This window comes from Microbacterium sp. NPDC055683 (assembly GCF_053617895.1).
Genome location: NZ_JBSHGQ010000039.1, coordinates 20,365 through 38,480, shown reverse-complemented (window position 1 = coordinate 38,480; position 18,116 = coordinate 20,365). Strand labels below are relative to the sequence as shown.

Sequence of the window (18,116 nt, the reverse complement as noted above, 5' to 3'; positions counted from 1 at the left end):
CCGCCGCCCCCGCGGCGGCCGGAGGCGTCGAAGGGACGACGACATGACATCGACGACCTCGGGCGCGGCGCTCGCCGCGAACCCGTCATCCGCCCCGCCGGGGGCCACGACGACGAGGGTCATCACGACCGCAGGGCCCTCGCGCCGCGGCGCGCGCCGCAGGGGCCGCACCCCGTGGCGGAAGGCGCTGCGTCGCGACTGGCAGCTCTATGCGCTGGCGCTGCTTCCGCTGGTCTTCTTCGCGATCTTCCGGTACGCGCCGATGCTCGGCAACGTCATCGCGTTCCGCCGGTTCCGGCCGGGCGGGAGCATCTTCGGCGAGGAGTGGGTGGGTCTGCGCTACGTCGAGATGTTCGTCAAGGACCCCGCCTTCTGGCAGGTCTTCGCGAACACCGCGATCCTCGGCGGGCTGACGCTCCTCGTCTGCTTCCCGCTCCCGATCATCCTCGCCCTCCTGCTCAACGAGGTGCGCAAGCACGCGTTCAAGAGGGTCGTGCAGTCGATCTCGTATCTGCCGCACTTCCTCTCCGTCGTCATCGTCGTGGGCATGGTCATGCAGCTCCTGTCGCTGCAGGGCACGGTCAACCAGATCATCACGGCCGTCGGCGGCGAGGCGATCCCGTTCCTGCAGAGGCCGGAGTGGTTCCGCGTCGTCTACGTCGCGTCCGAGGCCTGGCAGACCGTCGGATGGGGGACCATCCTGTATCTGGCCGCCCTCACGACGATCGACGAGTCGCTCTACGAGGCCGCCCGCATCGACGGGGCGAACCGCCTGCAGCAGATCTGGCATGTGACGCTCCCCGGCATCCGGCCCACCATGATCACCCTGCTCATCCTCAACATCGGGTCGTTCCTCAACGTCGGGTTCGAGAAGGTGCTGCTCTTGTACAACCCCCTCACCTACTCGACGGGCGACGTCATCTCCACGTACCTCTACCGCGTCGGCCTCGTGTCGAACAACCTCAGCTACGCCGCCGCCATCGGGCTCTTCCAGGCCCTCATCGGCCTCGTGATGGTGCTCGGCGCCAACTACCTGTCCCGACGAATGGTGGGAACGAGCCTGTGGTGACCCTGACCCCCCGCGCACCGTCGCGCACCGCCGGCACCAGGGACTCCCTGGGCTACCGCGTCTTCACGATCGTCAACACGGCGCTGCTCGTGGGCGTGTGCCTCGCGATGCTCTACCCGTTCATCACGGTGATCGCGCAGTCGTTCAGCTCCTCCGGCGCCATCAAGGCGGGCCTCGTGAGCTTCTGGCCCGTCGGCTTCAACACCGACACCTACGCCGCCGTGATCGGCAACGGGATGTTCTGGCGCAACTACGGCAACACCGTGCTCTACACGGTGGTGGGCACCGCGATCGCGATGGCGCTCACGACGAGCTACGCGTACGTGCTCGCCAAGCACCACCTTCGCGGGCGCGCCCTGCTCATCGGGATCGCCGTGTTCACGATGTTCTTCAACGGCGGTCTCGTGCCGAACTACGTGCTCATCTCGTCGCTCGGCATGAAGAACACGATGTGGGCCATCGTGCTGCCGGGCGCGATCTCGGTGTTCAACCTGCTCGTCATGAAGTCGTTCTTCGAGAACCTGCCCACCGAGCTCGAGGAGGCCGCGCAGATCGACGGGCTCGGATGGTTCGGGATCTTCACGCGCATCGTCCTGCCGCTGTCGAAGGCCGTGATCGCGACGATGGTGCTGTTCTACTCGGTGGCGTTCTGGAACGACTGGTTCGGTGCGTTCCTCTACCTCGACAGGAACGAGCTGTTCCCCGTGACGCTGTTCCTGCGCAACCTCATCGCGGGCGCGTCGACGACGGCGAGCGAGAGCGCGGCGGTCGGCAGCACCGCGGCCGACCTCAACGCGAACATCCAGTCGGTGACGATGATCCTCACGGTGATCCCGATCCTGTGCGTGTACCCGTTCGTGCAGCGCTACTTCGTGTCGGGCGTCATGCTCGGCTCGGTGAAGGGCTGACGGATGGCCGGGGTCGTCGACGAGGTCGGGACCGGCGTGCTCTCCCGCGCGTCCGCGGTCGTGTACCGCTGGATGGTCCTCGCGGGCTTCCTCGCGCTGCTCTGCTCGCCCACGCTCGCGGCGTGGGTCGTGCTGGGCCGCGCGGAGGGGACGTCGCCCGCCATCGGGATCGCGGTGCTGGGGGTCGTCGCGCTCCTGCCGGTCGCACCCGCGCTGTCGGCGGCCCTCTACGCGCAGCGTGCATGGCAGGCCGAACACGATCTGCGGCCGGCGAGGGCGCTCTGGCGCGGGCTCGCCCGCAACACGGGCGACGTGCTGCGCTGGTGGGCGCCGGTCCTCGCGGCCGCCGCGCTCCTCGTCGTCGACATCGTCGCCGCCGCCGCCGCCGACGTGCCGGGAGGGGCGGGGCTGCGCGGCGCGGCGATCGCCCTGCTCGCCGCGCTCGCGCTCTGGTCGGGCCATCTGCTCGTGATCACCGCGTACTTCTCGTTCCGCACGCGCGACGCCGCCCGGATCGCGCTGTCGTCGGCGTTCAGCCAGTGGCGTGCGTCGCTTGCGTTCGCGTCGCTCGCCCTCGTCGCCGTCGCCGTCGTCGCGTTCGCGTCGGAGGCCGCGCTGCTGCTGTCCGCCTGGGTCTTCGCGCTGCTCCTGCGCGTCGTCGCCCGCCCCGTCGAGGAGCACGTGGGAGAGAGGTTCGTCGCATGAACACCGCCACCGCAGCCCCGCAGGGCCTGCGCCATCGCGAGACCGACGCCGTCGTGCGGATCGTGGACGCGCAGGGCGCGCCGCTCGCCGACGCCGAGGTCGAGGTCGTGCAGCTGCGCCACGCGCTCGCGTTCGGATGCACGGCCCCCGGCTCCGGCGGCGACGCGATGCTGGCCCGGTGGCTCGACCTCTTCGACACCGCGACTCTGACGGTGTACTGGGGCAGGTACGAGCCGGAGCGAGGCCGCACGGGGGAGGCCGAGCTGAGGCGGCGTGCGCGCGATCTGGCCGATCGCGGCGCCCGGCTCAAGGGCCATCCGCTCGTGTGGCACACGGTGAAGGCGCCGTGGGTCGACAGGCTCCCCCTCGACGAGGCGGAGGCCGCCCTGTGCGGACGGATCCGCCGCGAGGTCGGCGGCTTCGCCGGGCTGATCGACGCCTGGGACGTCGTCAACGAGGCGGTCATCATGCCGCGCTTCGCGAACGAGCCGGACGGCATCCGCAACGCCGTCTCGCGGCTGTGCGAGAAGCACGGACGCGTGGAGCTCATCCGCCTGGCGGTCGACGAGGCGCGCGCCGCGAACCCCCGTGCGCAGCTCGTCGTCAACGACTTCGATCTCGGACCCGACTACGAGCGGCTCATCGAGGAGGTGCTCGACGCGGGCGTCCGCATCGACGCGATCGGACTGCAGTCGCACATGCACCAGGGGTACCGGGGCGAAGAGCGCGCGGCCGAGGTCAGCGAGAGGTTCGCGCGGTTCGGGCTGCCGCTGCACTGGACGGAGACGTCGCTCGTGTCGGGGGCGCTCATGCCCGCCGAGATCGAGGACCTCAACGACCACGTCGTGGACGACTGGCCGTCGACGCCGGACGGCGAGGAGAGGCAGGCGGATGAGATCGTCCGGCACTACCGCTCCCTCGTCGCGCAACCGTCGGTGGAGGCCGTGACGTACTGGGGCTTCGACGACGAGACGGCATGGCTCGGCGCGCCGAGCGGGCTCATCCGCCGCGACGGGACGCCCAAGCCGGCCTACGACGCCCTGCGCTCGCTGATCCGCGGCGAGTGGTGGCTCGCCCCCGCGCGACTGCGGACCGACGAGGACGGCCGGATCGCGCTGCGCGCGTTCGCGGGCGCGTTCGAGGTGCGGGCCGGCGGCCGGTCGGCCCGGTTCGAGGCTCCGGCGGGGCCGGCGGAGCTGCGCGTCGAGCTGCCGTGACGGGGCGCGGGACCGTTCCGGACGCTCGCCTAGGATGGACGGGAGGTGCCGGTCCGGGAGAGGTCGAGATGGCTCGAGGACGTGCGACGATCGCGACCATCGCGCAGGAGGTCGGGGTGTCGGTGCCGACCGTGTCGCGCGTCCTGAACGGGCGCAGCGACGTCGCCGCCGAGACGCGCTCCAGGGTCGAGGCGGCGCTGGCCCGGTACGACTACCGCAAGCCCGTCGGCGCCGATTCGCCGACGCGCACGAGGGGCCTGCTCGACCTCGTCTTCCACGAGTTCGGCAGCACGTGGGCGCAGGAGATCATCGTCGGGGTGGAGCGCGCGGCCGCCCCCCACCGCGTCGGCGTGGTCCTCACCGAGCTCGGCGGCTCGCATCGGCCGCCGCAGGAGTGGATCGACAGCATCACGGCGCGCGGCACGCGGGGCGTGCTGCTCGTGCTCTCGCGCCTCGACGACACGCAGCGGAGGCAGCTGCGGGCGCGGTCCATCCCCTTCGTCGTGCTCGACACCGACGGGGAGACGCCCGCCGGCGTGCCGACCGTCGGGTCCAACAACTGGAGCGGTGGCCTCGCGGCGACACGGCATCTCATCGAGCTGGGGCACACGAGGATCGGGATGATCTCGGGGCCGGAGGACGTGCTCTGCAGCCGCGCGCGGGTCGACGGGTTCCGGAGCGCCCATGCGGAGGCGGGCCTCGACGTCGTGCCGGAGCTCATCCGGTGGGGGAGCTTCGAGGTCCCGGCCGGGCACGAGCACGGCATCGAGCTGCTGCGCCGGAGCGACCGCCCCACCGCCGTCTTCGCGGGGTCCGACGCGCAGGCGCTCGGGGTGCTGCGGGCGGCGCACGAGCTCGGGCTGCGGGTGCCGGACGACCTGTCGGTCGTCGGCTACGACGACCTCCCGCTCGCCGGATGGCTGGCGCCCGCGCTCACGACCGTGCGGCAGCCCCTCGCGGAGATGGCGTCGCTCGCGACGGAGATGCTCATCGACCTGTCCGACGACAGGCCGCTGGCGTCGCAGAAGGTCGAGCTCGGGACGGAGTTGATCATCCGCGAGTCGACGGCGCCGCCGCGCTGACGGGCGAGCGCCTCTTCGATCCCGGCCCCGATCGCGGGCGCCAGCTGCGCGGCGAACGTCGCCGTCAGATGGTGATCGTCGGAGTACACGAGGGTCGCCCCGATGATGGCCGGGCACCGCTCGGCGTCGCACATCAGATCCACGGCGTCGACGACGGGCGCGCCCGCGGCCTCGCCGACGTGCGCGATCGCGGCGCGCACGGGCGCGTTGAGCGCCTCGTCGCGGTCGGCCCCGCATGACGACGCCGACGACAGGTGCGACGACAGGCACAGCGGCGCCGAGAACGCGAGCCCGGGGTTGTCCTGCACGAGCACGGGCCGCGACTCCGCCGGCAGGCGGTCGAGCACCGCCGCGACACCCGCCTCCCACCGTCCCTGCAGCGTCACGGGGTCGCGGTCCGGCATCGGAGGCACGTGGCTCGCCAGGACCACGACATCGGGCGGATCGGCCTCGAGAGCGGCGAGCGCCTCCTCCCGCCACTGCGCGCAGTCCGGTCGGGCGTCCTCCCACCCCGCCTCGGTCTCGAGCGAGCGGCAGCCGCTCTTGAGGTACGTCCGCAGCAGGTAGCCCTCCTCCTCCGCCACGCGGGCGAGAGCCGGGAACAGCCGACCGGCGTGGGAGTCCCCGAACAGCGCGACCTGCACGTCGGCGCCCGCCTCGCCGACGTCGCACGTCACGAGCTCCGCCGCGGACCTGCCCTGCTGGCATCCGTTCCCGTACACCTCGCCCGTATCCGCCGCCGCGTCGGCGAGCGCGGGGGCGAGGTTGTCCGGGACGAACGGCGTGCCCGACGGCAGCGGGGCGAGCTCCGCCGAGGTCGGAGCCGAGCGCCCCGCATCGAGCGGGCGCAGCGCGACCGCCGCCTGCGAACCGGTGAACGCCGCCACGAGCACGAGCGACGCGGCGAGCGCCCCGACGAGCGCGCGCGCGTCGGCGCGGGGGCGCCCCGCGACCCGCGGCCGGCGGAACCGCTCCTCGACATGCCGATGCAGCGGCCAGGCGAGCAGCACCGACAGGACGACGCACACGGCGCCCCCGACGGCCGGGAGCTCCCTGCCGGGCGGCATCCGCTCGGCGACGAGCACCAGGATCGGCCAGTGCACGAGGTACAGCGCGTACGAGATCCCCCCGACGAACACCGCCGGCGGCACGCTCAGCAGCGCGGCAGGCCCGCCCTGCGCCTGTCCGAAAGCGATGACGACCGCCGTCCCCAGCACGGGCGCGAGCGTCGCCGGACCCGGCCAGGGCGTCGTCGCGTCGAAGGCCGCCACCGAGGCGGCGATCGCCGCGAGCCCCGCCCACGCGGCGACCGCAGCCATCCGCTCGCGCACGCCGCCCTTGCGAACACCGCCCTCGCGCACGCCACGCCGCATCCCCGCCCACGCCACGAGTCCGCCGACGGCGAGCTCCCACGCCCGCGTCGGCAGCGAGAAGAACGCCCAGGGCTGCGACGACGCGCCCACGACGAGGCACGCGGCGAACGACAGCACGGCGATCGCGCCGACGCCCACGCCCATGCCGATGCCGGGGCCGCCGGTTCGTCGTCGGAGCGCCAGCCAGAGGCCCGCGAGAGCGAGCGGCCACAGCAGGTAGAACTGCTCCTCGACGCCGAGCGACCAGTAGTGCTGGAACGGCGACGGCTCCGTGCCCGCGAGGTAGTCGGTCTGCAGGGCGGCGAACCGCAGGTTCGGCACGTACAGCGCCGTCGCGACGGCGTCGTGCAGCACGGTCTCCAGCCGCAGCGGCGACATCAGCACGAGGGCCGCCCCGGTCGTCGCCGCCAGCACGGACAGGGCGGCGGGCAGCAGGCGGCGCGCCCGGCGCGCCCAGAACGCCGCGAACCGGATGCGGCCGTGCTCGCGGAGCTCCCGCAGCAGGTGGCCCGTGATGAGGAACCCCGACACGACGAAGAACACGTCGACCCCGACGTAGCCCCCCGCGAACCCCGGGATGCGGGCATGGTCGAGCAGCACCGCGAGCACCGCGATCGCGCGCAGCCCCTGGATGTCGAGCCGCATCCCCTGTCGTCGCATCGCGGCGACGGTAGGCGTCGCGGGTGAACGGCGGGTGGACGCCGTCAGCCGTCGAGCACGAGCCGGTAGCCCATCCCCGCCTCGGTCAGCAGATGCCGCGGCGCCGCGGGATCGACCTCGAGCTTCTTGCGCAGCTGCGACAGGTAGAGCCGCAGATACCCGGTGTCGGTCACGTGCTCGGACCCCCAGATGCTCGTGAGCAGCGTCTGCCGTGTGACGAGGCTCCCGGGATGGCGGATGAGCAGCTCGAGCACCTGCCACTCCGTGGGCGTCAGCCGCACGGGCTGCGGCGATCCGTCGACCTCGCGCGTGACGATGCGGGCCGCGAGGTCGACCGTCACATCGCCGAAGCGCACGGTCGGCTCGGCGTCGTGCGACGGCACGCGGCGCGTGAGCGCTCGGATGCGGGCCAGCAGCTCCTCGATCGCGAACGGCTTCGTGACGTAGTCGTCGGCCCCCGCGTCGAGGGCGTCGACCTTGTCGGCCGCACCCGCCCGCCCCGATACGACGAGGATGGGCGCCTCCGACCATCCGCGGATGGCCTGGATGACCTCGAGGCCGTCGAGCTGCGGCATGCCGAGGTCGAGGAGGAAGAGGTCGGGCCTGCGGTCGACGGCTGCCGCGATCGCCTGCGCGCCGTCGGCGGCCGTGACGACCTCGTAGCCCTTCGCGGCGAGGGTGATGCGGAGGGCGCGGACGAGCTGCGGGTCGTCGTCGGCGATGAGGATCCTCATGAGATCTCCACGCTAGGCGACGCGGGCAGCGACACGACCATGGTGAGGCCGCCTCCCGGCGTGTCCTCGGGGGAGAGGGTGCCGCCCATCCCCTCGGCGAACCCCTTCGAGAGGGCGAGCCCGAGGCCCAGTCCCGTGGTGTTGTCGGTGTCGCCCAGACGCTGGAACGGCACGAACACCTCGTCGCGGCGCTCCGCGGGGATGCCGGGCCCGTGGTCGACGACGCGGATCTCGACGCGTCCCCCGAAGGCGCTCGTCGTCACCCGCACGCGCGACCCCTCCGGCGAGTGGCGGAGGGCGTTGGCGAGGAGGTTCACGAGCACGCGCTGCAGCAGCACGGGGTCGGCCAGCGCGGGCGGCGCCGTGGCATCGAGGTCGAGCTCCACGGCGTCGGGGCCGGCGCCGAGCTCGTCGAGCGCGGGGAGCACGATGTCGGCCGCGTCGACGGGCGAGACGGAGATGGCGAGGACGCCCGCCTGCAGCCGGGAGACGTCGAGCAGGTCGGTTACGAGCGTCGCGAGCGCCGTGAGGCTCTCGTCCGCCGTCGCGAGCAGCTCGGCCCTGTCGTCGTCCGACAGCGCGGCCCCGGCCATCCGGAGTCCTCCCACGGCCGCCGTCGCCGACGCGAGCGGGCGGCGAAGATCGTGGCTGAGCGCCGACAGGAGGGCGCTCCGCACCCGCTCCGACGCGGCGAGCGGCTCGACCTCGCTCGCCGCCTCTGCGAGGTCGCGCCGGTCGAGCGCCGCCGCCAGCTGCGCGACGACGACGGACAGCAGCCGGCGCTCCGAGGCGCGCAGGTCCGGCCCGTGCAGCTCGAGCGCCGCCCGCTCGCCCACGGGGATGGCCGTGCTGCGCCCGTCGGGGACGGGTTCGCCGCTCGTCGCGACGACCTCGTCGCCGGAGAGGAGGCGCACGCCCGTCAGCCCGAACGCCTCCCGCGCCCGCTCGACGAGCGCCTGGACGGCTCCCTGGCCGCGCAGCACGCCTCCGGAGACGGCGGCGAGCAGCTCCGACTCGGCCGCCGCACGGCGTGCCGCGCGGGTCTTGCGTGCGGCCGTGTCGACGACGACGCTCACGAGCACGGCGATCGTGACGTAGAGGAACAGTGCGAGCAGGTGAAGGGGCTCGTGCACGTGCACCGTGTAGAGCGGGTCGACGAAGAAGTAGTCGAGGGTGAGGCCCGACAGCACGGCGGCGAAGAGGGCGGGCCAGATGCCGCCGACGAGCGAGACGACCACGACGAGCAGCTGGTAGCTCAGCACGTCGCTCGTGATCGACTCGGGGGTGCGCAGCGCTGTGAGCAGCCACGTGAGCAGGGGGCCCGCGACGAGCGCGAGCGCGAAGCCCGCGATGCGGCGCCGCGCCGTGAGCGCCCCGCCCAGCCGAGGCAGCGCGAAGCCGCCGCCCGCCGCGGCGTGCGACACGATGTGCACGTCGATGTCGCCCGACTCCCGGATGACCGTGGCCCCGATCCCCGGCCCCGTGAGGAGGGCGGTGAGCCGGCTGCGTCGGCTCACGCCGATGACGAGCTGGGTCGCGTCGACCGAGCGGGCGAAGGCGACGAGCGATCGGGGCACGTCGTCGCCCACCACCTGGTGCGCCGTGCCGCCGAGCGTCTCCACGAGCTCGCGCTGGCGGGCGAGCGCCGAGGGGTCGGCGGCGCGCAGCCCGTCCTGCGTCGTGACGTGCACGGCGAGCAGCTCGCCGCCCGCCGAGCGCGCGGCGATCCGCGCGCCGCGGCGCAGCAGCGTCTCGCCCTCCGCGCCGCCCGTCAGCGCCACGACGACCCGCTCCCTCGCCTCCCAGCGGCTGCGGATGCCGTGCTCCGCCCGGTAGGTCTTGAGCGCCTGGTCGACCTCGTCGGCCAGCCACAGCAGCGCGAGCTCGCGCAGCGCCGTGAGGTTGCCGAGCCGGAAGTAGTTCGACATGGCCGCGTCGATGCGCTCTGCGGGGTAGACGAGCCCGCCGGAGAGCCGGTCGCGCAGCGCAGCGGGCGCGAGGTCGACGACCTCGACCTGGTCGGCGCCGCGCAGCACGGCGTCCGGGATGGTCTCGCGCTGCACGACGCCCGTGATGCCCTCCACGACGTCGCCGAGCGACTCGATGTGCTGCACGTTCACGGTCGAGACGACGTCGATCCCCGCCGCGAGCAGCTCCTCGACGTCTTGCCAGCGCTTCGCGTTCCGCGACCCCGGCGCGTCGGCGTGCGCGAGCTCGTCGACGAGGGCGATGTCGGGCCGCCGCGCGAGCACGGCGTCGAGATCCATCTCGGCGAGTTCCACCCCGCGGTACGCGATGCGGCGCGGCGGCACCGTCTCGAGCCCCTCGGCGATCGCGGCCGTCGCCGCCCTGCCGTGCGTCTCGACGACCGCGACGACGACGTCGGCGCCCTCGGCGGCCATCCGATGGCCCTCCTCGAGCATGGCGTACGTCTTCCCGACCCCCGGAGCGGCGCCGAGCAGCACCCGCAGCCGCCCGCGTCCGGTCATGTCAGCCCTCCCGCTCGTCCAGCGCGAGATTGAGCGCGAGGACGTCCACCGTCGGCTCCCCAAGGTATCCGAGCACGCGCCCGCTCGTGTACGCGGCGACGAGGTCGGCGACGACCTCGGGCGAGAGGCCCCGCGCCGCCGCGACGCGATCGACCTGGATGGCCGCGTAGGCCGGGCTGATGTGCGGGTCGAGGCCGGAGGCGGACGCCGTCACGGCGTCGGCGGGGACGGCGCTCGCGGCGACGCCCTCGAGGGCCGCGACCTCGGCGCGGCGCTCCGCGATCGCGGCGACGAGGTCGGGGTTCTCCGGCCCCAGGTTGGACCCGCCGGATGCGGCCGGGTCGTAGCCGGACGCGGACGGCCGGGGCTGGAAGTACTCCGCCAGCGGCTCGCCGTCGGCGTCCGTGAACGACTGCCCGAGGAGCGCGGAGCCGACGACCTCGCCGTCGGCGCCTGTCACGAGGGAGCCGTTCGCCTGCGCCGGCAGCAGCAGCTGGCCGAGACCCGTGACGAGCAGCGTGTAGCCGACGCCCAGGGCGGCGGTGGCGAGGGCGAGGGTGCGGACGGCGACCCAGAGGGTGCGGATGGTCGATCGCATGGGATGCATGCTCCTGTTCGGATGCGGGTCAGAAACCGGGGAGGAGGCGGACGACGAGGTCGATCGCCCAGATGCCCGCGAAGGGCGCGATGACGCCTCCCACGCCGTAGACGGCGAGGTTGCGGCCGAGGATGCTCGACGCGTCGCCCGCGCGGAACCGCACCCCGCGCAGGGCGAGGGGGATGAGCAGGACGATGACGAGCGCGTTGAAGACGACGGCCGAGAGCACGGCCGACGCGGGGGAGTGCAGCCCCATGACGTTGAGGGCCGAGAGCTGCGGGAAGACGCCCATGAACATGGCGGGGATGATCGCGAAGTACTTGGCGATGTCGTTCGCGATGGAGAACGTCGTGAGCGCGCCCCGCGTGATGAGCAGCTGCTTCCCGATGCGCACGATGTCGATGAGCTTCGTCGGATCGGAGTCGAGGTCGACCATGTTGCCCGCCTCTTTGGCCGCCGACGTGCCCGAGTTCATCGCCACGCCGACATCGGCCTGCGCGAGCGCCGGGGCGTCGTTCGTGCCGTCGCCCGTCATGGCGACGAGGCGTCCGCCCTCCTGCTCCCTCCGGATGTACGCGAGCTTGTCCTCGGGGGTCGCCTCGGCGAGGAAATCGTCGACCCCGGCCTCCTGCGCGATCGCCGCGGCGGTGAGCGGGTTGTCGCCCGTGACCATGACGGTGCGGATGCCCATGGCGCGGAGCTCGGCGAACCGGGCTCCGAGCCCGTCCTTGACGACGTCCTTGAGGTGGACGACGCCCAGCAGCCTGCCGGTGCCGTCGGCATCCTCGACGGCGACGGCGAGCGGCGTGCCGCCCGACCGCGCGATGCCGTCGACGATCGCGTCGAACGCGGCGCGCGTGCCGGACGGCACACGGCGGCCGTCCTCCTCGAGCCAGGCGAGGACGGCCGACCCCGCCCCCTTCCGGATGCGCGTGCCGTCTTCCGCGTCGAGCCCCGACATCCGCGTCTGCGCCGTGAACGGCACGACCTCGCCGGGCGCGGGGGAGACGTCGGCGCCCTGCGCGCTCGCGAGCTCGACGATCGACGCGCCCTCGGGTGTGGGGTCCGCGAGCGACGACAGCGCGGCCATCCGCACCAGCTCGCCCGCGTCGGCGCCGCCGACGGGCTCGAACGCCGCCGCGCGCCGGTTGCCGTAGGTGATGGTGCCCGTCTTGTCGAGCAGCAGCGTCGTGACGTCGCCGGCCGCCTCCACGGCGCGCCCTGACATCGCGAGCACGTTGCGCTGCACTAGACGGTCCATGCCCGCGATGCCGATGGCGCTCAGCAGCGCCCCGATCGTCGTCGGGATGAGGCACACGAGCAGGGCGACGAGCACGGGGATGCTGACGGGCGCCGCCGCGAACGAGGCGATCGGGTTCAGCACGAGGGCGACGACGACGAACACGATCGACAGGCTCGCGAGCAGGATGTTCAGCGCGATCTCGTTGGGCGTGTGCTGGCGCGACGCGCCCTCGACGAGCGCGATCATCCGATCGACGAACGTCTCGCCCGGCTTCGACGTGATGCGCACGACGATGCGGTCCGACAGCACGCGCGTGCCGCCCGTGACGGCGCTGCGGTCGCCGCCGGACTCCCGGATGACGGGCGCGGACTCTCCCGTGATGGCCGACTCGTCGACGCTCGCGATCCCCTCCACGATGTCGCCGTCGCCGGGGATGAGCTCTCCCGCCGAGACGACGACGACGTCGCCGCGGCGCAGCTCGGCCGACGGCACCTCCTCGATGCGGACGGCATCGGCGGGGTACGCCGGGAGTCGTCGCGCCATCGTGCTCGTGCGCGTCTGCCGCAGCGTGTCGGCCTGCGCCTTCCCCCGGCCCTCCGCGACCGACTCGGCGAGGTTGGCGAAGAGCACCGTCAGCCACAGCCATCCCGCGATGACCGGAGTGAACGACAGTGGCACGGGGGTGCCGCCGGAGGCCTCCGGCCCGCCGAGGAACGGCTCGGCGACGGCGATCGCCGTCGTGAGAGCCGCGCCCGCCCAGACGAGGAACATGACGGGGTTGCGCCACTGCGTGCGCGGGTCGAGCTTGCGCACGGCACCGGGGACGGCGTCGCGCAGCTGCGCAGCGGAAAGGCCGCGTGCGCGGGTGCGGGGCGCCGCGACGGGCGCCTCCTTCAGGATCGTGGACATCACAGCAGCCCTTCCGCCAGGGGACCCAGCGCGAGAACGGGGAAGTAGGTGAGCGCCGTCACGACGACGATCGTCCCGACGAGCAGGCCGACGAAGAGCGGCCGATGGGTGGGGAGCGTGCCGGCCGTCGCGGGGACGGCGGCCTGCGCGGCGAGCGATGCGGCGAGGGCGAGCACGAGCGCGATCGGCACGAAGCGCCCGAGCAGCATCGCGACGCCCAGCGCCGTGTTGAGCCACGGCGTGTTCGCCGTGAGGCCGGCGAACGCCGAACCGTTGTTGTTGGCGGCCGATGTGAACGCGTAGAGCACCTCGGAGAGTCCGTGCACGCCGGGGTTCGCGATCGACGTCGAGGCGACGTCGTCGCGGACGCCGGGGAGGGCGAGGCTCAGCGCCGTCCCGACGAGGACGAGCACGGGGGTGACGAGGATGTACAGGCTCGCGAGCGTCATCTCGCGCCGCCCGATCTTCTTCCCGAGGTACTCGGGGGTGCGTCCGACGAGGAGCCCCGCGATGAACACGGCGACGATCGCGATGACGAGCATCCCGTACAGGCCGGACCCGACGCCGCCAGGCGCGAGCTCACCGAGCATCATGTTGATCATCGGCATCATGCCGCCGAGCGCCGTGAACGAGTCGTGCATGGCGTTCACGGCCCCCGTCGACGTCAGCGTGCTCGTGGAGCCGAAGAGCGTCGAGCCGATCACCCCGAAGCGCGTCTCCTTGCCTTCCAGGGCGCCTCCGGCGAGCTCGGGCGCTGCTCCGGAGCCTGCGAGCTCGAAGGCGGTGAGCGCCGCGAGCGAGACCGTGAAGAGCACCGCCATGGCGGCCGCGACGGCGAGGCCCTGCCGGTCGTCGCCGACCATCCGCCCGAAGGTGCGAGGGAGCGCGAACGGGATGGCGAGCATGAGGACGACCTCGAACAGGCTCGTCCACGGGCTCGGGTTCTCGAACGGATGAGCCGAGTTCGCGTTGAAGAACCCGCCGCCGTTCGTGCCGAGCAGCTTGATCGCCTCCTGCGAGGCGACGGGGCCGCCTGGGATGGCCTGCGTGCCGCCCGCGAGGGTCTGCACCTCCGTGAGACCGGAGAGGTTCTGCACGACTCCGCCCGCGAGGAGCACGAGCGCCGCGATGACGGAGAACGGCAGCAGGATGCGCACGCATCCGCGCACGAGGTCGACCCACACGTTCCCGAGCGTGCCGGACGAGCGCCGTGCGAAACCGCGCACGAGGGCGACGGCGACGGCCATCCCGACGGCGGCCGAGACGAAGTTCTGCACGGCGAGGCCCGCGGCCTGCACGGTGTGGCCGAGCGTCTGCTCGGGCGAGTACGACTGCCAGTTCGTGTTCGTGACGAACGAGATCGCGGTGTTGAACGACAGGTCCTCCGACGGGGCGGGGAGCCCGAACGCGAGGGGGAGGAGCGGCTGGGCGCGCTGCAGCGCGTAGAGGAGGACGACGCCGACGGCCGACAGCGCGAGCACCCCGCGCAGGTACGCCTGCCAGGTCTGCTCGGAGCGCGGGGACACGCCGATGAGGCGGTACACGCCGCGCTCGATGAGGAGGTCGCGCGGCGACGCGTAGACGTGCGCCATGTAGTCGCCGAGGGGACGGTAGAGCACCGCCAGGATGGCGGCGACGGTGGCGAGCCCCGCGAGGGCGAGGAGCCACGGCATCAGAACCGCTCCGGCTTCACGAGCGCGATCACGAGGTAGACGACGGCGGACACGCCGAGCGCGGCCGCGATCGCGGCGAAGGCGATCACAGCCGCTCCACCGCCTTCGCGACGAGTCCGACGACGAGGAAGAGGACGAGCGCACCGAGCAGGTAGGCGACGTCGAGCACAGCGACTCCATTCGGAAGGCGTGCGGCCAGCGGGGGCCGGGCGCCCGGTCGGGCGCACGTCCCGATGCAACACCGCCGGCGCCGTCCTCTCCCGGGTCCTCACGGAACCCATACGGGAGCGGAGCGGGATCCTCACACGGTGCTCACGGAGCCCCGCCCGAGGGCAGCGTCGCGCACGGAGGGCGCCGGTTCGCGTCGGCGGCCAGTGCACGCGATACTGGCATCCGCGCCATGTGAGCGCGCACATCCGACGAGGGAACGATATGACCACGCACGCCGACGTCTCGGGAACGCAGCACATCCTCCGCGCAGGCGGCTACGAAGCCGCCGTCGCGAGCGTCGGAGCCTCGCTCCGCGCCCTGACCTTCGAGGGGCGCGATCTCGTCGTGCCGTTCGCCGCATCCGAGGTGCGCCCCGCGTACCGCGGCACGACGCTCGCGCCCTGGCCCAACCGCGTGGTCGACGGCCGCTACGCCTTCGACGGCGAGGAGCACCAGCTCGCGCTCACGGAGCCGGCTCGCGGCCACGCCCTCCACGGCCTGCTGTCGTGGGCCGACTTCTCCGTCGTGGCCGAGACGGAGTCGTCCGTGACGCTCGCGGCGACGATCGCCCCGCAGGACGCGTACCCGTGGCGCGTGACCGTCACGACGACCTACGCGCTCGACGCCGAGGCGGGGCTCACGCAGACGGTGTCGGCCGCGAACGCCAGCGCGACGCGCGCGCCGTTCGGCACGGGCCCCCATCCCTACCTCGTGGCGGCCGCCGGCGTCGTCGACGACTGGACGCTCGAGCTGCCCGCCGACACGGTGCTCGAGGTCACCCCCGATCGGCTCGTGCCGACGGGCACGGCCCCCGTGTCGGACGACGCGGATCGGTTCGACTTCCGCGTCGCGCGGCCGCTCGGCGCCGTCGAGATCGACCACGCGTTCACGGGCCTCACGCGTGACGCAGAAGGCGCGGCGAGCGTACGGCTCACCGCGCCCGGCGGCGCGGGGGTGCGCATGACCTGGGATGGCCGGTGCCCGTGGGTCCAGATCCACACCGCCGATCTGCCCGGCGGCGGCTCCGGCCACCGCGCCGGCCTCGCCGTCGAGCCGATGACGTGCCCGCCCGATGCGTTCAACTCGGGTGACGACCTCGTGGTGCTGGAGCCGGGCTCCTCCCACGAGATCGCCGCCTGGACGATCGCCGCCCTCTGACCCCGGCCTGTGCTCTCATCCAACGGATATCCGTTGGACGAAAGCACACCGGAAAACGCGGAATCAGATGTGAGGTCGGCAGGCGGATGGCCTTTCGGTGTCAGTCGTCCTCGCCCTCGGCCTGCGAGGGGTGGCGGTCGTACCAGACCGGGATCTGCGTGAAGTCGAGGGCGTCGGTGTCGAACTCGAGGGTCGCTGCGGGAGCGTTCATGGGAATCTCCTTCGTGTGTTTCCGGTGGCGGCTCGGATGAGCCCGTTCAGTAGGCCTGCTCGCGCTGGCCGACGACGAGGTGGATGAGGGCGAAGCGCCCCTCCCGTGTGGCGGCGAGGGTGCCGGCGACGGCATCCGGCACGTCGGCGTCGTGCTCGACCCGGAAGCCCGCGCCCCCGAAGGCCGTCGCCATCGCGGCGAAGTCGGGGTTCACGAGCTGCGTGCCGGAGACGCGACCGGGATGGTGCCGCTCCTGGTGCGTGCGGATGGTGCCGTACTCCTGGTTGTCCATGACGACGACGAGAGGGGCGGCGCCGTGCTGGCGTGCCGTGGCGAGCTCCTGGCCGTTCATGAGGAACTCGCCGTCGCCCGCGATCGTCACGATCTGCCGGCCGGGGAAGAGCAGCGCCGCCGTGACGGCCGACGGCACCGAGTAGCCCATCGACCCGTTGCCCGCGCTCGCCATGGCCGGGTAGGCGCGCGTCGGGAAGTACCGGTGCGCCCAGTTCGTGTGCTCGCCGGCGCCGAAGGTGACGAGCGCGTCGTCGTCGAGCTGCGGCACGAGCACGGCCATGAGGGTGTCCATGCGGGCGGGGCCCGACGCCCCGGCGGCGGGGAGGGCGGCGAAGCGCTCCTGCTGGGCCCGCATCCGCGCGGTCCACGCCGCCCACTGCGGGCGCGTCGGGATGTCGAGCGCGACGAGGTCGCGGACGAACGCGGGCGGCTTGGCGACGATCTGGTGCGAGACGGCGCCCGACCGCCCGCGCAGGAGAGGGTCCATCGACACGAGGAAGTTGCGCCGGTGCCATCCCTGCCGTGCGATGTAGCCGCTCGTGAGGACGTCGCCCGGGACCGTGCCGATGAAGACGAGCAGGTCGGTCTCCTCGAAGAGGTCGAAGGTCGGCTTCGGGCGCCCGTAGCCGATCGGGCCGACGTACGACGGCGAATCGAAGGCGACGACCCCCTCCGTGCGCCATTCCGCGGCGGCCGCGATGCCCTGTCGCTCCAGCCATCCCGTGAGCTGCGCGGCCGACTCGGGGGTCCAGTCGCTGCCGCCGGTGACGAAGAGGGGCTTCTCCGCCTGCGCGAGCGCCTCGACGAGGGCCGCGGCGTCGAGGCCGGCGATGCCGCCGCACGCCACGGGGATGGGCGGGTGCACGGAGGCGTCGACGTGCTCGCGGACGATGTCCTCGGGGAGTCCGACGACGACGGGACCCGGCCGGCCCGAGCGCGCGGCGAAAACCGCCTCCGCGACGGTCTCGCTGGCGCGCTCCGCGGAGTCGAGGACGAGCACGCGCTTGGCGCCCTTGTCGAACCAGCCGTGGATGTCGAACTCCTGGAAGGCCTCGCGGTCGCGATGGTCCTTCGGGATGAGCCCGACGAAGAGGATGAGCGGCGTCGAGTCCTGCCAGGCGGTGTGGAGCCCGACGAGGGCGTTCGCGGCGCCCGGTCCGCGCGTCACCATGGCGACGCCGGGCAGATCGGAGAGCTTTCCCTCCGCCTCGGCCATGTACGCCGCTCCGCCCTCCTGACGGCAGACGATCGTCTCGATCGAGGAGGAGTGCAGGCCGTCGAGGACCTCGAGGAAGCTCTCTCCGGGCACGACGTAGGCGCGCGGGATCCCGTGCGCCTCCAGCGAGCGGACGATCGCGTGCCCGGCCGAGACGGTCGGGGGGATCGCCGCGTCGGGTGCGGCGGTCGCGAGCAGGGCGTCTGTCACGGTCACTCCATCGTGCGAGGGCTGAGGTGGTTCCAGGATGCGCCGCGTCGACGTGGGTCGGATGGCCCATATCGCGATAATTTCCGTCGATCTTGATCGCAGGAGAAACCTCACGGGGTGATTGGCCGGACAAGACCGCGCAGGAATGCGCTCTCCC

General features: G+C 72.9%; 13 protein-coding genes and 1 pseudogene. 6 read left to right on the top strand and 8 right to left on the bottom strand.

The genetic code is table 11. From position 1 onward, the window contains the following. Window positions 1–43 precede the first annotated feature (43 nt). From ACWGPF_RS14030 to ACWGPF_RS14010, 5 genes are all read left to right on the top strand, one after another. Complete coding sequence (locus ACWGPF_RS14030) at window positions 44–1,069, top strand: ABC transporter permease (protein ID WP_452333375.1); 1,026 nt, start codon at window positions 44–46, stop codon at window positions 1,067–1,069. Window positions 1,070–1,071: 2 nt separating this feature from the next. After that, window positions 1,072–1,977 (top strand): carbohydrate ABC transporter permease, encoded by a 906-nt coding sequence (locus ACWGPF_RS14025; protein ID WP_452333377.1) that lies wholly within the window; start codon window positions 1,072–1,074, stop codon window positions 1,975–1,977. Window positions 1,978–1,980: 3 nt separating this feature from the next. After that, window positions 1,981–2,682 carry a hypothetical protein gene (locus tag ACWGPF_RS14020; protein ID WP_452333374.1) on the top strand — a complete coding sequence of 234 codons (702 nt, stop codon included), beginning with the start codon at window positions 1,981–1,983 and terminating at the stop codon, window positions 2,680–2,682. Next, window positions 2,679–3,899: an endo-1,4-beta-xylanase gene (locus ACWGPF_RS14015; protein WP_452333373.1), complete on the top strand. Its 1,221-nt coding sequence runs from the start codon at window positions 2,679–2,681 to the stop codon at window positions 3,897–3,899. The genes ACWGPF_RS14020 and ACWGPF_RS14015 overlap by 4 nt, the downstream gene beginning before the upstream one ends. A gap of 68 nt (window positions 3,900–3,967) precedes the next feature. Further along, complete coding sequence (locus ACWGPF_RS14010) at window positions 3,968–4,981, top strand: LacI family DNA-binding transcriptional regulator (RefSeq protein ID WP_452333372.1); 1,014 nt, start codon at window positions 3,968–3,970, stop codon at window positions 4,979–4,981. Window positions 4,982–5,022: 41 nt separating this feature from the next. Here ACWGPF_RS14010 and ACWGPF_RS14005 read toward each other — a convergent pair. From ACWGPF_RS14005 to ACWGPF_RS13975, 7 genes and pseudogenes are all read right to left on the bottom strand, one after another. Continuing rightward, window positions 5,023–6,999, bottom strand: a pseudogene (locus tag ACWGPF_RS14005) (acyltransferase family protein); the annotation flags it as partial. A gap of 59 nt (window positions 7,000–7,058) precedes the next feature. Continuing rightward, on the bottom strand, window positions 7,059–7,748 hold the full coding sequence (locus ACWGPF_RS14000) for a response regulator (protein ID WP_345438883.1): 690 nt from the start codon (window positions 7,746–7,748) through the stop codon (window positions 7,059–7,061). Continuing rightward, window positions 7,745–10,237, bottom strand: coding sequence for an ATP-binding protein (locus ACWGPF_RS13995; protein WP_452333371.1), 2,493 nt, complete (start codon window positions 10,235–10,237; stop codon window positions 7,745–7,747). The genes ACWGPF_RS14000 and ACWGPF_RS13995 overlap by 4 nt, the downstream gene beginning before the upstream one ends. A 1-nt stretch (window position 10,238) precedes the next feature. After that, window positions 10,239–10,844 (bottom strand): potassium-transporting ATPase subunit KdpC, encoded by a 606-nt coding sequence (gene kdpC / locus ACWGPF_RS13990; protein ID WP_452333370.1) that lies wholly within the window; start codon window positions 10,842–10,844, stop codon window positions 10,239–10,241. A 19-nt stretch (window positions 10,845–10,863) separates the two neighbouring features. Further along, window positions 10,864–12,987 (bottom strand): potassium-transporting ATPase subunit KdpB, encoded by a 2,124-nt coding sequence (gene kdpB / locus ACWGPF_RS13985; protein WP_452333369.1) that lies wholly within the window; start codon window positions 12,985–12,987, stop codon window positions 10,864–10,866. Further along, window positions 12,987–14,660 (bottom strand): potassium-transporting ATPase subunit KdpA, encoded by a 1,674-nt coding sequence (gene kdpA, locus ACWGPF_RS13980; RefSeq protein ID WP_452333368.1) that lies wholly within the window; start codon window positions 14,658–14,660, stop codon window positions 12,987–12,989. Before kdpA ends, kdpB begins: the two co-directional genes overlap by 1 nt. After that, complete coding sequence (locus tag ACWGPF_RS13975; RefSeq protein WP_345438893.1) at window positions 14,660–14,749, bottom strand: potassium-transporting ATPase subunit F; 90 nt, start codon at window positions 14,747–14,749, stop codon at window positions 14,660–14,662. The genes kdpA and ACWGPF_RS13975 overlap by 1 nt, the downstream gene beginning before the upstream one ends. A gap of 343 nt (window positions 14,750–15,092) precedes the next feature. Here ACWGPF_RS13975 and ACWGPF_RS13970 point away from each other — a divergent pair, with 343 nt between their 5' ends. Then, window positions 15,093–16,028 carry an aldose 1-epimerase family protein gene (locus ACWGPF_RS13970; protein WP_452333367.1) on the top strand — a complete coding sequence of 312 codons (936 nt, stop codon included), beginning with the start codon at window positions 15,093–15,095 and terminating at the stop codon, window positions 16,026–16,028. Between the two features lie 257 nt (window positions 16,029–16,285). On the opposite strand, the gene ACWGPF_RS13965 is transcribed toward ACWGPF_RS13970, so the two are convergent. Continuing rightward, window positions 16,286–17,959: a thiamine pyrophosphate-dependent enzyme gene (locus ACWGPF_RS13965; RefSeq protein ID WP_452333366.1), complete on the bottom strand. Its 1,674-nt coding sequence runs from the start codon at window positions 17,957–17,959 to the stop codon at window positions 16,286–16,288. Window positions 17,960–18,116 lie beyond the last annotated feature (157 nt).

Bases quoted from the DNA above. Each gene is read 5' to 3' on its own strand.
- ACWGPF_RS14000 (WP_345438883.1), bottom strand. From the start codon at position 7,748: ATGAGGATCCTCATCGCCGACGACGACCCGCAGCTCGTCCGCGCCCTC.
- kdpB (WP_452333369.1), bottom strand. From the start codon at position 12,987: ATGTCCACGATCCTGAAGGAGGCGCCCGTCGCGGCGCCCCGCACCCGC.
- ACWGPF_RS14020 (WP_452333374.1), top strand. From the start codon at position 1,981: ATGGCCGGGGTCGTCGACGAGGTCGGGACCGGCGTGCTCTCCCGCGCG.
- ACWGPF_RS13970 (WP_452333367.1), top strand. From the start codon at position 15,093: ATGACCACGCACGCCGACGTCTCGGGAACGCAGCACATCCTCCGCGCA.
- kdpC (WP_452333370.1), bottom strand. From the start codon at position 10,844: ATGCATCCCATGCGATCGACCATCCGCACCCTCTGGGTCGCCGTCCGC.
- kdpA (WP_452333368.1), bottom strand. From the start codon at position 14,660: ATGCCGTGGCTCCTCGCCCTCGCGGGGCTCGCCACCGTCGCCGCCATC.
- ACWGPF_RS14010 (WP_452333372.1), top strand. From the start codon at position 3,968: ATGGCTCGAGGACGTGCGACGATCGCGACCATCGCGCAGGAGGTCGGG.
- ACWGPF_RS14015 (WP_452333373.1), top strand. From the start codon at position 2,679: ATGAACACCGCCACCGCAGCCCCGCAGGGCCTGCGCCATCGCGAGACC.
- ACWGPF_RS13995 (WP_452333371.1), bottom strand. From the start codon at position 10,237: ATGACCGGACGCGGGCGGCTGCGGGTGCTGCTCGGCGCCGCTCCGGGG.
- ACWGPF_RS14030 (WP_452333375.1), top strand. From the start codon at position 44: ATGACATCGACGACCTCGGGCGCGGCGCTCGCCGCGAACCCGTCATCC.